This is a genomic window from Dyadobacter linearis, assembly GCF_907165045.1.
Taxonomy (GTDB): domain Bacteria; phylum Bacteroidota; class Bacteroidia; order Cytophagales; family Spirosomataceae; genus Dyadobacter; species Dyadobacter linearis.
Genome location: NZ_CAJRAU010000001.1, coordinates 256,227 through 269,654, shown reverse-complemented (window position 1 = coordinate 269,654; position 13,428 = coordinate 256,227). Strand labels below are relative to the sequence as shown.

The 13,428-nt window shown below is 48.2% G+C and carries 9 protein-coding genes; 3 read left to right on the top strand and 6 right to left on the bottom strand.

The genetic code is table 11. From position 1 onward, the window contains the following. Positions 1–22: 22 nt before the first annotated feature. Positions 23–3,496, bottom strand: a complete 3,474-nt coding sequence (locus KOD92_RS00970; protein WP_215231652.1) for a S8 family serine peptidase — start codon at positions 3,494–3,496, stop codon at positions 23–25. A gap of 240 nt (positions 3,497–3,736) precedes the next feature. Next, a complete protein-coding gene (locus KOD92_RS00965) occupies positions 3,737–4,381 on the bottom strand; it encodes a response regulator (protein WP_215231651.1) in 645 nt (214 codons plus the stop codon). 156 nt (positions 4,382–4,537) lie between these two features. Between KOD92_RS00965 and KOD92_RS00960 the strand changes: the two genes are divergently transcribed. The 3 genes from KOD92_RS00960 (at position 4,538) to KOD92_RS00950 (ending at position 6,271) form a co-directional block, all read left to right on the top strand. After that, positions 4,538–5,104 carry a Crp/Fnr family transcriptional regulator gene (locus KOD92_RS00960; RefSeq protein ID WP_215231650.1) on the top strand — a complete coding sequence of 189 codons (567 nt, stop codon included), beginning with the start codon at positions 4,538–4,540 and terminating at the stop codon, positions 5,102–5,104. A gap of 73 nt (positions 5,105–5,177) precedes the next feature. Then, on the top strand, positions 5,178–5,594 hold the full coding sequence (locus KOD92_RS00955; protein ID WP_215231649.1) for an ester cyclase: 417 nt from the start codon (positions 5,178–5,180) through the stop codon (positions 5,592–5,594). A 113-nt stretch (positions 5,595–5,707) separates the two neighbouring features. After that, entirely contained in the window at positions 5,708–6,271 is a 564-nt protein-coding gene (locus KOD92_RS00950; RefSeq protein WP_215231648.1) for a dihydrofolate reductase family protein, read from the top strand. Between the two features lie 74 nt (positions 6,272–6,345). Here KOD92_RS00950 and KOD92_RS00945 read toward each other — a convergent pair whose 3' ends face one another. The 4 genes from KOD92_RS00945 to KOD92_RS00930 form a co-directional block, all read right to left on the bottom strand. Next, positions 6,346–7,881: a RagB/SusD family nutrient uptake outer membrane protein gene (locus KOD92_RS00945; protein WP_215231647.1), complete on the bottom strand. Its 1,536-nt coding sequence runs from the start codon at positions 7,879–7,881 to the stop codon at positions 6,346–6,348. Between the two features lie 10 nt (positions 7,882–7,891). Beyond that, a complete protein-coding gene (locus tag KOD92_RS00940; protein WP_215231646.1) occupies positions 7,892–11,302 on the bottom strand; it encodes a TonB-dependent receptor in 3,411 nt (1,136 codons plus the stop codon). A gap of 252 nt (positions 11,303–11,554) precedes the next feature. Then, positions 11,555–12,595: a FecR family protein gene (locus KOD92_RS00935; RefSeq protein WP_215231645.1), complete on the bottom strand. Its 1,041-nt coding sequence runs from the start codon at positions 12,593–12,595 to the stop codon at positions 11,555–11,557. A 168-nt stretch (positions 12,596–12,763) separates the two neighbouring features. Next, complete coding sequence (locus KOD92_RS00930) at positions 12,764–13,348, bottom strand: RNA polymerase sigma-70 factor (protein ID WP_215231644.1); 585 nt, start codon at positions 13,346–13,348, stop codon at positions 12,764–12,766. Between the last annotated feature and the right edge of the window lie 80 nt (positions 13,349–13,428).

Sequence of the window (13,428 nt, the reverse complement as noted above, 5' to 3'; positions counted from 1 at the left end):
ATCAATACAAATCATAATCCTCTTAACCCACGTCTCTCAATCTGATGCTCCTTTTCACCGGCGTGCAGAAACATTTGGCCAGCGCGCCCAGATCAAGTCCCATTTTTTGAAGATTTGCTTTGAACTCACTCCCGCCGGTTTTGTTCAGGCAGGTAAGCAGGCGGCATATCGCCTCCTGGGTCGGGTTGTGGCCCGGGTCGTTGTCGTGGCTTGGTGGCGGATTATTGCCTCCCCGCCACACCGCAGCTGTCATTACCTGCTCCCTGGTGTAGCTGATATTGCGGGAAGTTTTCCCTTTTGCCTTCACTCTGAACGTATAAACCCCGGCATAAGCCGCCGGAACAGCCACTTCATAAATGCCGGCAGCAGTTTTGCTGAACACCACATCGGACATGAGCCCATCGGGGGTTTTCAACTCAGCCTGAACGCTGGCTGTATTGTCAAGCGCAAAGCCGTATTCGGTGATTGCCGCTCTCAGCTTCAGCGTCGCACCCGGTTCGTAGCCTGTCTGCGATTTGGTACAGTTCATGCGGAGGTTCGAATAAGCGTGGACCAGCGCAGTATATTTTACTCCATGCGCGAGCGCAGCCTGATACATACTGTTCGATTTCCTGTCATCGTTCCTTCGGAGAAATTCCAGGTACTTTTTCCAGTTATCCTTATTTACGGAAAGAACAATGTTCCAGATCCCGGAGTGCGCTTCAACGCTGCCCGCATTCGTGACAGGCATGGTCAGGCGGTAGTAGGATAGCATTTGGCCGTCGCTGCGGATCACCGTGGGGAAAGTGCCGAGGTTAGAGGTGTCTATAATATCACCGTCCGGTGTTTCTATGCTGAATTCAAGGATCTCGTTCATCACTGTCATCACGATCGTATCGATGGAAATATCTGCATCATTTACCCTGAACGGGATCTTTACCTTTTGGCCGGGGGCTACATAACCCGTCGGGTCCACTACGATCTGCTCGTTGTTCACTCCCGCCTGTATTTGAAGGAAGTACTTCGCGATCTTGAATGTATCGTCGTCGTCCAGTGAATCCGTCAGCATCAGATAACCGCCCGTATTATTGCAAATGCTGTCCAGCGCGGCGGGATTCAGCTGACCAGCCGTACCAAGGCCAACCGCAAATACCTGCTCATCGATCAGACCTTCCACGTCGGCAATGTATTTCGAATCGGTTTCGTGTCCGTCCGTAAAAACAATAATTGCCTTTTTTTCGTAGCCTGTTACGCCCGTCATGTTATTGTGCGCCCGCTCGATCCCGTCTCCAATCGCAGTAGCGCCGGATGGATTAGCGGCATAACTCCCGAAAGCGGTCTGGGCAGCGGATCGGGCCGGATCAAAAGGATCGTCCGCAGGCCCGAACGGACCCACTAACGGATGCAGCAGATCGTGGGCATCCTGGTCGAAAGTCACGAGGCCAAGTCCATTATTTTCACGAACATAGCCCACAAATATGCCGGCCGAGTATTTTAGCACTTCCTCCCGCGTCAGCGACCCCACGCCCGAATCCCACAGCATACTTCCCGACTGGTCCAGAACGAGCGTCATGGCGCAGGTTGGCCGTGCGACGGTATTGGCACTAATGGTAACCAGAAATACTTCATTGGTGGTATTGCAGCGAACTTCCGCCGTTCCCGAAGCCGTGTCGCCCGCATTCGTACCCGTGTATTTAACCCAGATGAAAACTGAACGCGGCGTGTCGTAGTCGGTGGTTTTGCCAAGAATGATCGGGCCCGAATAGTTGTGCAGGCCAAAAGGGGCGGAGGGAGGTACCGACAGCTCAAAACGCGTCTCGTGGAAACTGTTCACATCGATCCGGATCGCCCGGAGCTGCGTTTCTCCTTCCGGAATATCGATAAACTGAAGTTCGATCTGAACCGGAGTGATTTCCCAGCCGGCTTTGGTAACCGCATGGAGCGCATTGATGCGGCCGTAACCCATTTCCTGGTTCCGGGTACCATTCGGGAAATCGGCATTCGCAGCATAACCGATCGAGCCCACCTTTTCGGCAGTCAGCTCGATCACATCTCTTACCTGGCTACCCGTCAAAACTGGCTCTACACTGCGGATCAGGCAGGCGAGCCCCGCTACGTGCGGTGTAGCCGAGGAGGTTCCGTTGAACTCCATTGTGTAGTCACCGCCATCATATCCATCGCCACCCTGTCTGTCGGTTGTAGGGATCAGCACGCCGGGGGCGACTACCGACACGCCGGTGACAACACCGTCGTAGGTATCCTCGCCATAATTTGCGCCCCAGAAATCCTCTCCGTCCGGGCTGGTCTTTTTCTTGCGGTTATCATCGGTGGAAGAAGCGCCGCAGCCGATCACCAGCGGATGTTTGCCGGGGTAACGGTTGGTGGCCGCGTCGTCCTCGTTACCGGTGGCTACGCACATCACTACGTTGTTGTTGAATGCGTTTTGTATTTCAGGGTCAATGATCGAATAGTCCCAGCCCCAGTCGTCGTAAACACCAAAACTCATACTGATCACCGAGGCGCCGTTTGTGGTCGCATAATTGATCCCGTTCGCACATTCCACGTCCGACCAGTCTGAAAACGCGAGGGGCATGATGAGGCAGTTTCCAGCCACGCCGGCCACCCCTTCGCTGTTGTTGAAAGTGGCTGCGGCAATACCGGCACAAGCGGTACCATGGTCGCCGGTTGGCTCACCGGTCGGCATCATGGTGCTGAGATTGATACCATCCTCCGAAAATGCCAGGTCGGGGTGGGACAGGTCGCAGCCTTCGTCTAGGATGCACACAACTACTGCGTTGCTTCCGGTTGTATGGTCCCAGGCGTCGGGCGCATGTATTTTGAGCATATTCCACTGGTCACCCCAGAGGTCGTCGTTCGGGGTAGTCGTGGTGATCGGTTTGTACATAGGCACGTTTTCAAACCGCACCTTGCCCAATACTGTGGAGTGACCCAGCAGCTTTTCATACAATTCATGGAAGCCAAACTTTCCCGGATCCTTCAATTTGAAATACCGGAATTTTCGCAGTAGCCGCGACTTGCTTTCGATCTCTTCGAAGCCGAGGCTTTTTAGAAAAGCATCCTGCTGCCCACGTGACTTTTCATAATCCGGCACCAGTATCACGTCGGATTTCGGGCTGAAACGAACTTCAAATCCCGTGTCGCCGGGGATATAATAAACGGGCGATACCGATTCCGCAGAAGCCCCCAGCTCCTCGTCGATTTTTGACAACTGCTCTTCATTCAACTCCGAACCGTCCGCCGTTTTGACCCATATTTTATTGTTTGAATTATTTAATTGCGGCTTAATTCTCTCCTGCTTTTTCTCGCGCTCGTTTTTTGCGTCACCACTTTGTAATGAAACTCTTTCAGGTTCTTCCTCAACAAGAAATGTTGCTTGCAGCGAAGCAAATGCGCCGGGTGTATCTACGCCTTCCTTTAATTTGATTAAAAGTCGGGTAGGATCCAGCTGTGCGGTTTTCTGATTGGCAGTTGTAATAGTTTTCAAAAAGTTTCTCATGACCTATCATTATTTATATGTTGATTTATTCAAATAATAGACCAAAGGTAGTCCGTGCCTATTTTTTGAAAAATCATGTAAATCATGAAATTTTGGGAGAATACCCTGAGCAATTACTAATGGTTTTCAGTTATATTTTTTCGGATAAATACAAATAAAAAAGTGCCGTTGAAATGATTTAATTTCAACAGCACTTTTTGTAATTATTAATTTTTTCTCGAAAAGTAGAAACAAATACTATTAAATGATTTTGTGACGCACTGCATATAATGCTAACCCTATTGAACCTTTCACTCCCAGCTTCCGGATCAGGTTTCGGCGATGTGATTCAGCGGTCGGGTGGCTGATAAAAAGCCGGTCTGCAATCTCGGTAGTGGAAAATTCTTGCGCGATCAGTCTCAACACTTCCAGTTCGCGGGATGACACTTTGGGAATGAGCAGATCGCTGAATTTTTCGGTATATACCTTGGCTTCGCGGGCTAGTTTAGTGATGATATTATTGCAGAAATATTTATTCCCATTCATCACAGATTGAATAGCATAATATAATTCTTCTGAACTTGCATTTTTTAATACATAGCCCTCTATACCAGCTAATATCGCATTCCGGATATGCGTCTTTTCTTCTACCATTGTAAGTAAGATCGTCTTAATATGCGGGTAGCGATATCGCGTTTGCAAACACAGTTCTATTCCCGAAAAATCAGGTGCCTGGCAATCAGCAATTACAAGATCTATTTCATTAAGTTCCATTAAATTTAATGCGTCGACTGCATTTTCAGCTGTACCTACTAAATGCAGTTTTTCATTAGCTGAAATCAGCATTGATATTCCTTCCAGGATAATTCGCTGGCTATCTACGAGAAGAACTCTTGTCCTATTCATTGCGTAGAATGGATTAATTAATGAAGAAAAATAGCGTTGAAAAAGAGGCGGGAAGTCAGTTTTAATATACCAATTTAGAGAAAATGAAATACATTTGTGTGTATTAGCAGGTTATCTTAGTTAGCGGTTTTTATTTATACTTATTAACCGGAATTCATGACGAATATACGCGAAGGTATCAGGGATATTACGCAGTTTGAGGAGCCTGATTGGCTGCTTTTTCGGGAAGCGCTCACTGGAAGACAGATCGGTAAGGGGCAATTTCTGATGCAGCCCGGTGACACTTGCAGGCATATTCATTTTTTGCAAACTGGGCTTTTACGCAGCTTTTATTTAAAGGAAGGCGAGGAGTGGACCGTTGCTTTTTCTCTCGAAAACTCTTTTTGTACTGACCTGAAAAGTTTGCGTTCCGGGCAGCCGTCAGAAATAGGCATTCAGGCACTTGAACCTTCCACCCTTTTAAGTATTTCCAAATCCGACCTGATCACATTGTATCAGCAATCTCATCAGATTGAAGCTTTTGGCAGGAGGCTGCTGGAAGCTTTACTGGAAGAGCAGGAAGAGTACTTATCATGGTTCAGGCTGTATTCGGCCAAAGAGCGATACGACTTTATGCTCCAAAAGCACCCTGCGCTATTACAACGTGTTCCTCTGGGACAACTCGCCTCTTATCTGGGGATACGTAGGGAAACGCTCAGCCGCATTCGTGGCCTGCGAGCGTAGCTTTTTGACTTTTGTCACACATTCGCCGTTTGCGGTTCATTTACTTTTGCCCGGAGTATTCAAAACAATGGACATGAACACAGACCAGACCCGGAAATTTATTACTGACTTTATTGAGGAAGTTTGGAATCAGCAACAAACCGACAAACTCGGCGAGTACCTGCATCCTGCTTATATCGATCATTCCCTGCCGGCATTTTTGACGCCGGATCACTTAGGATTAATAAAGTGGATACAAGCCCTGAGCCGCTCTTTTTCTCATCAAACCACGATTGAAGATCAGGTGACGGAGGAAGACAAGAGTATTGTCAAAATCAAAATGCGAATGATCCACATCGGTGAGTGGCGTGGTATTCAGCCGCAGGGTGCCGAGGTAAGTACGGGTGGTTATCGCTTTTATCGCCTTGAAGATGGAAAAATTAGGGAGCATTGGGCTGAGATCAACGGTACAGCATTGGAAAACCAACTCACGCGAGGAAAAACAAGCTGAGATTTGGCTGCATCGCCCCCTGCGATTGTCCCGAAACCCCATAATTATTTTGGTGGGCCAGCAATAGTTTTGTGTCGCATTAATCTTTCATAAACAAACATAAAACACTTAAAATGAGAAAGCTGGTTTTATTTGCGCACATGTCCCTCGATGGTTTCGCTGGTGATAAGGAGGGTGGCCTGGGCTTTTTGACTTACAATGAAGAGCTGCAACAATTCGCGGATGAACTGGTCAGGACGGTAGGGGCGCCTGTGTACGGCAAAAATACGTACCATTTAATGGCAGGTTACTGGCCCACCGTTTTAAACGATCCGAATGCAAACGAGCGCGCACTGGCACATGCAAAATGGGTGCAGGAAATTCCCAAAATCGTTTTCTCAACTACATTGGAAAGTGCCGACTGGAATAATACCACGCTGATCAGAGCCAACGTGGAGGAAGAAATTGCCAAACTCAAACAGCAACCGGGTAAAGATCTGGTGATATTCGGCAGTCCGGGGCTCGCCAAAAGTCTGATGAATCTCGGGCTGATCGACGAATATCAACTGACCCTGCATCCCATCATATTAGGAGAAGGAAACAGCCTGTTCAACGGTAATACGAAGCTCAGAAACCTGAAACTGCAAAGTTCAAAAACGCTGGGTTCGGGAGTGATAACATTGCATTATACTAATTGAACCGAGTTAATAAAACAAAGCCGCCCGGATCTGTGAAGGTCCGGGCGGCTTTGTTTTATACAGGAATTTATATTTTAATAACCAGGGTTTTGAACCAGCTGATTGTTCACCTGAAGTTCTCTGAATGGTATTGCGAAAATCAACCTGTTTTGCGTCACATTGAATGCCGAAGGCAGCAGGAAACCGTAAAGCGCCTTCATCTGCTGGCCTTTTTTGGTCAGCACGTCGATCGCCTGGCCGGTACGGATCAGATCCTGATAGCGGTGGTTTTCGAATGCCAGCTCGTGGCGCATTTCGTTACTTACATTCAGTTTCGTAGCCTGCGTCAAAGCGGGAAGGCCGGCCCTTCTGCGCACAGCATTCAGGTGAGGCAATGCCTGGGTTGCCTTACCCTGCTCCACCAAACACTCCGCCAGCAATAGCAATGCGCCCGAATACCGGTACACCGGCCAGTTTTCATCCGTATTGAACTCCCGCGAATAAGGTCCGTGCAGGTATTTTTTCACCATATAATAGTGCGTTTTACCCGCCGTAGGTTTGTAGCCGACGATGCTTTTTACCGATTCAGTCGTAAAAAGATCGCTTTCCATCCGGCCTTCGACCACAGCCACAGAGGCATCCAAACGCGTGTCGCCGGTTTCGTACGAATTCACCATTTCCTGGGTCGGCACGTTCCAGCCGCCGCTGAAATCGCCCGCATAGTTATTTCCCCGAACTCCCATTAATAGCTCTGAGTTGGAGGTTTTAGGGATAAAGCGCCAGTTGAAAAAGCTCTGCTGGCCCGCGTCGCCTTCCTGGTACTGCACTTCGAATATCGACTCGCTGTTGTTCTTATTATTCGGGTTGAAAACAGCTGCATAAGTCGGTAGCAGGCTGTAATTCATTTTTGTAATATCCGTCAGTTCCACTTCTGCTTTGGCATATTCACGCGTCGGCTTGGTCATGTAAACGTAGGCCAGCAGCATCTTTCCGGCGCCTTTTGTAGCGCGCCCGCTTTGCGGGAAAGTGGATGCAACCGGAAGCAACGGAATAGCCACCGAAAGGTCCTCAATGATCTGAGCATAAACCTCTTCCACCGAATTACGCGGCAAAAAAGCTTCTCCTTCGGCACTTACTTCCGACAGGTGTAGCGGCACGCCGCCGAAGTTTTTCACCAGGTCGAAATAGTAGAATGCGCGCAGGAAATAAGCCTCGCCAAGAATGCGGTTGCGAGATTCGGCAGACAATTCGATGTCGTCAATTCTCGAAACGATGGTATTAACCCTCGAAATGCCTGAATAACAAGCGTCGTACCGTGCAGAAACGTAGCTGCCCGTGTTCTGATCATCCAGAAACTGGGAAAGCACTTCGGTACTCAGGTAGGGGCCTCTGTCGCCCGGATAGTAGGTGAAAAACGTATTGTCGCTGCGCATTTCATCCATAAAAATCCCGCTGGTTGCGATCTGGCGTGTTCTTTCGTAAGCCGAATTCAGCGCCTGGTTGAAATGCTCTTCTGTTTTAAAATATGTCGCGGAACTCAGTGTAGTAGGCGGGGCGAGGTCGAGAAATTCGTCGCTGCAGGAGCTCAACCCGATTACCGCTGCGAGCATATATGTGAATTTGATTTTCATAGTGATTTGGCTAGAATTTAATATTAACACCCAATGTATAGATCGACGATACCGGATAGGAGCTGATATCCAATCCCTGGTTCAGCCCATTGAGACCGCTGTTACTTACCTCAGGGTTCATCCCGGGATAGTTGGTAAACATCAGCAGATTCTGTCCGCTGGCGTAAAAACGTGCTTTTTTGATGTATGGATTTTTCTTGATATCGACCGTGTAACCCACTGTGAGGTTTTTTACAGCCAGGTAAGATCCGTCAAATACCCACCGTGAATTGTTGTAGCGGAACAATTCCGTAGTTCCCGTCCGCGTCCGTGGGATATTGCCGTTCCCCGGATTATCAACCGACCGCCATCTTTCTGCGATCTCTTTGGTCACGTTGAAAACGCCGTCGATGTTTTCTGTCCATTCCAGGGTTCCGTCGATGATATCATTGCCCACAGAACCCGCCATTACAATACTTGCATCGAAGTTTTTGTAGCTGAATTCGTTGGTGATACCGTATACAAAATTTGGGTTAGGATTTCCGATAAAGGTCCGGTCTGAGAAATCGATCACACCGTCGTTGTTCAGATCTTTCATTCTCGCAGTTCCTACCATCGAAGACGCATGTTTCGGCTGGGAAGCAAGCTCTTCTTCCGTCATGTAAACGCCATCGAACACATATCCGTAAAACTGGCCGAGTGGCTGCCCAACCTGCGTTCTGTTGTAATCGCCCTGATTTGCATTACCGCCGATCGGGGTATTGTTGGTACCCAATCTCACTGCTTTGTTTCTGTTGAAAGACACATTGAACTGTGTATTCCATTTCAGCGCGCCGGTCATATTCCTGGTTTCCACTCCAAATTCATGTCCCCAGAAGTTGAACTGACCGATATTAGAGCGAATGCTTGAAAAGCCTGATTGCGTAGGAATATCGATCCCGTACAAAAGTCCGTCGGTTTTTTTGTGGTAATAATCATAAGTGAAAAACACGCGGTCGCGGAACAATCCCAGGTCAAGCCCAAGGTCATATTGCACCGTAGTTTCCCAGGTCAGGTTGTTATTTCCGATCCTTTCGATCCTGCGGCCGGGCGCGATCGCACCGTCGAAAACGTAATTGGTAGTAGCAACCGAAGCCAGATAATCGTAGTCTCCGATGTTGTTATTACCCGTTTTACCGTAGCTCGCGCGGATTTTCAGGTAGCTCAGTTGATTAATATCTTTCATTAACCTTTCTTCCGAAGCAACCCAGCCCACCGAAACGGAAGGGAAATTTCCATATTTGGTATTGTTACCAAACCGCGAGCTGCCATCGCGGCGGAACGCCATCGATACAAGATATTTGCCATCGTAGTTGTAGTTCAAACGACCGATGAACGAAAGCAGCGACCAGTCGTTGGCCGAAGCAGTTCCTACCCGAACATTAGCCGCATTGATCCATTCGATCTCATCGTCGGGATATTGTGAAGCGTTGATACTGCTTTCTTCAAACGAAGCTTTCTGAGCTGAATAGCCTGCCAGCAGGTCAAAATTGTGCTTGCCGATGTTTTTGTTATAGGTAAGTGTATTTTCCAGAAGCCAGGTCAGGTACCTCGAAGTCGAGTAGCTTCCGATCGGAGGCAGCGGCGGTGCAGAGAACATTGCGCCACGGGCAGTTGACGGTTCAAAAGATCTCAATGCCACATTTCCCACGTCCGTATTGGCGCTTATCTTGTAGGTAAGTCCTTTGATAATATCAACTTCTCCAAAAACATTCGCGATCACATTGTACTCTTTTCTCGGGTTTTTACGCTGGGTCAATACCAGGTAGTAGTTAGGATTGGCAAACATCCCCGGCGCCGAGAAAGAGATCGGGTAGCTGCCGTCTTCATTTCTGTATTTCAAAGAAGGATCCATTAAAAACGAAGATCCGATGATATTCCTGCCGCCTGCAATACCCGGCGTAATCTGGCTTGTACGATAAGATCCCGCCAGATTTAGTCCAAAACGCACTTTTTCAGAAGCCACAAAACTGTTGTTGGCACGTACCGAAAACCGGTCTGCGTAAGTATCCAGAATCGTACCTTCCTGCTTGTTATAGTTCAGGTTGACCGCTGTTTTGAATTTCTCGGTCCCGGATGAAAGTCCCAGGTTGAAATTTTTGGTCGGGGCCGTTCTTAAAAGCACGTCAAACCAGTCGGTACCGGGGTTGTTGATGTATTGGTCGGGATTTTGGTAAACTGGTGGAACACCGCCCGTATAGTTTTCGTAAACCGCCTGGTCCTCGTAATATTCCTTTTTGAATTTGGCAAATTCATACGCATTCATCACATCCGGCCGGCCGCGCTTGGTCACTCTTTCAATCCCGTAATATGAACTGAAATTGATGTTCGTTTCGCCTGGCTTGGCGCTTTTAGTTGTGATCAGAATCACCCCGTTCGCAGCTCTGGAACCATATAGTGACGAAGCTGACGCATCTTTCAATACTGAAACCGATTCAATTTCGTCCGGGCTGAGGTTGGTGATCCCGGCCACAGTAGGAAAACCATCTATCACGACCAGCGGGCTGTTACCTCCATTGATGGAAGCCTGTCCACGCACACGGAATGACATCCCGCCGCCCGGTTCCCCGTTCGTCTGACTTACCTGCACACCTGCAAACTTACCCTGCAATTTCTGACCCAGGTTACCCACCGGAATATCGGCGATTTCGCTGGTGTTGATGCTGGCCACCGAACCTGTCACATCACGTTTCTTCTGCGTTCCGTAACCTACTACCACCACTTCTTCCAAAGCTTTGGTATCAGGCGCCAGCTCCGCATTCACGGTTGTCTGCGTTCCCACAGCGATTTCTTTGCTCAGATAGCCTACAAAAGAAAAGATCAGCGTAACCTCACCTTCGGGAATGTCCAATGCATAATTGCCCTCCACGTCGGTGGTAGAGCCTTTCTGGGTGTTTTTAACAACAATACTTACACCCGGCAATGCAGCCCCTTTATCGTCCGTTACCGTACCCGTAATCCGGCGGTCAACTACCTCTGCGGCGTTGTTAAGCAATACACTTTCTTCTTTATCAACTGCGTTTTCCGATTCCTGATTGATCACGATCTGACCGCCTATTACTTTGCAGGAAATCTTCGCAGGCGCAAAAACCTCTCTTACAGCTTCTTCAAGGGGTTTTTGGTTAAAGCTCACCGACACTTTCCGGCGAGCGTGAAGCGAGTGCGAGCTGTACACAAACTTCACATTTGCGCTCTTTTCAATCCGGGCCAGTACAGTCCTGATCTCCGTTCCTTTCGCTTCCATACTCACAGCTTTCCGCAGCAGCTCCTGCGCAGAGCCCGGACCGGCGAGGCCCGGACCGGCAAAGGCATTGGAACAGAAACAGATAATTAAAGCGAGCTGCACAAAGAGTGCGCTCATCATCGTGCCCGAAAGCGCTATGATTCTTCGGTGTTTTTTCATTTTTTTGTTTGTTAAATCTAAACGTTTGACAAGCCCTCCCGGAAACATCCTGGCCGATGTCGTTACTTCCGGGAAAGGCGGGGGAGCCAGGCTTAAATGTCTTTCATTTGAGCCTGGCCGACTTTTTTCTGCTCTGAATCAACATATTATAATTAGCCGGAAAGGTCGGGGCCTTGTTTTTGCATGGTGTAAGGGAGGAATAGTTGGTTTTTCATGGAACTAAGGGGTTAGGATAGTCAAATAAGTTATATGTCAATCGCAGGAGCCGCCGGAGAGGACGATGCTCAGTCCTTTCACTTCATACTGCGCATTCAGGGATCCTGCGATAATGTCCAGCTTGGTATATAATGGTTCGCCCGAAAGGTCCGCCGTAAACGGACAGTTGCGGATATTGTCGTTAAGGAGCTCAAACCTGACCCCGTAAGCGTCATGCAGCATTTCTAACACTTTTTGCAGCGGCGTTTCCTCGAACCGGAACAGGTGCGTCCGCGCAGTCTCGTATTGCGGCTTCACCAGTACCGGCTTGTCGACCAGGCCTGTAACAAAATGATTATCAATATGATAAAAGGTTACTTTCTGATTGGGTGTGAGCACTACACCGTTATTCTCGGTTTTCTGCGCGGGATCGTTTTTCTTACGTTCCACGATCAGCTTTCCTGTCATTACCGATACTTCCACATCCTGCGCATCTTCCACACCTGACCTGACTATGAAGCTGGTACCCACTACTTTGGTCGCCACTTCGCCGGCGTACACGATGAATGGGCGCTTCGGGTTTTTGGTCACTTCAAAAAACGCTTCGCCTTTCAGGAACACCTCTCTTTTGTTTTTCGCAAATGGTTTGGAAAAGCGTATACTGCTCCCCGGCCGAAGGTCCACGCGGCTCGCTTCTTCCAAGTGAATGGATCTGATCTGATTGGTATTGTTGGTTTCCAGAAACGTAGCGTCGTTTTCGGTCAGTGGGCCGAACAGTTCGTTGTTTTGTGATTTGAGAAAAAAGAAGGCAAAACTCCCTGCAATAATAACCGACGCGGCCACGGCGAGTCTCAGGATCCTTTGCTTCCGGAAAAACGGATTTTGAAAGAAACTCCTGCGCTTTTCGAGAGGCTCGACCTGCTTCTGGATCTTTTGCCAGATAAACTCCTGCATATCCAGACCCGAGGTGTTTCCCTCAGCAAGGGACAGGTTTTCATCCTCAAACCAGGAATCGATCAGTTCCTTTTCCTGCGGCGTGCAGGTACCGTCCAGGTATTTTTGTATTAAACCGGAAAGCCCGTCACGATTGATCTTCATTTGCTGTCGGAGAGATAAAATAGCGCTTATAACCGTAAGTCACATAATATCGTATCAACCGCAACTTGTCTAGAAAAATATGAGAAAGTTTATATGATTTTCTCGTATTTGATTTAATTACTTAAAATAATCCTAAAAATAGGTCGGTAGTTCTTGTGTTGGGGATTCTTAGAAAAGTCCGGCGACGAGGACGATGGAGTAGGAGACAAACTCCCGCAGATGGAGGCGGAGTTTGCGGATTGACTGGGTCAAATGGTATTCAATGGTCCGTTTAGGAATATCCAGCGAAACCGAGATTTCCTGCACCGACTGGTTTTCGAGCCTGTTCATCCGGAAAATTTTCCGCGTTTTGGCCGGGAGCGTGGCGAGCGCATTTTCCAGCGCATTGTGAAGATCTTCCAGTTCGATATTGTTATCCGCGCGCTGATCGATGTGGCTGGAAATATCTTCCAGGCTTTGGTCCCAATACTGCGGCTTATCGAGATTTCTTCTTAAATGATTCAGTATTTTATATTTGGCAGCAGTGAAAAGATACCTGTCCACGCTCGCAATTTCCAGCGTTTCCCGTCTTTCCCAAACATCAAGAAAAATATCCTGCACAATCTCCGCAGCGTTTTCATGCGACCGCAATTTATTTCTGACGAGGGCGAAGATCCGGCTCCAATAGCGTACATAAATCTGTTGGAAAGCGTCCTTATCATCCAGAGTAATTAACCTTATTAAAACGTGATCATCAAGCTCGGAATACTGCATTTATTCGTATTAACAATTGAATCTAGCCTTCGAAAAAAATAACTAATTATTCAAATGTTCCCAGATCGGGCTGATAAACT

What these genes read in the sequence shown, in the direction of transcription:
- KOD92_RS00955 (WP_215231649.1), top strand. Translation starts at nt 5,178, where the DNA reads ATGAACACAGACCAGACCCGGAAATTTATTACTGACTTTATTGAGGAA.
- KOD92_RS00935 (WP_215231645.1), bottom strand. Translation starts at nt 12,595, where the DNA reads ATGAAGATCAATCGTGACGGGCTTTCCGGTTTAATACAAAAATACCTG.
- KOD92_RS00950 (WP_215231648.1), top strand. Translation starts at nt 5,708, where the DNA reads ATGAGAAAGCTGGTTTTATTTGCGCACATGTCCCTCGATGGTTTCGCT.
- KOD92_RS00940 (WP_215231646.1), bottom strand. Translation starts at nt 11,302, where the DNA reads ATGAAAAAACACCGAAGAATCATAGCGCTTTCGGGCACGATGATGAGC.
- KOD92_RS00965 (WP_215231651.1), bottom strand. Translation starts at nt 4,381, where the DNA reads ATGAATAGGACAAGAGTTCTTCTCGTAGATAGCCAGCGAATTATCCTG.
- KOD92_RS00970 (WP_215231652.1), bottom strand. Translation starts at nt 3,496, where the DNA reads ATGAGAAACTTTTTGAAAACTATTACAACTGCCAATCAGAAAACCGCA.
- KOD92_RS00945 (WP_215231647.1), bottom strand. Translation starts at nt 7,881, where the DNA reads ATGAAAATCAAATTCACATATATGCTCGCAGCGGTAATCGGGTTGAGC.
- KOD92_RS00930 (WP_215231644.1), bottom strand. Translation starts at nt 13,348, where the DNA reads ATGCAGTATTCCGAGCTTGATGATCACGTTTTAATAAGGTTAATTACT.
- KOD92_RS00960 (WP_215231650.1), top strand. Translation starts at nt 4,538, where the DNA reads ATGACGAATATACGCGAAGGTATCAGGGATATTACGCAGTTTGAGGAG.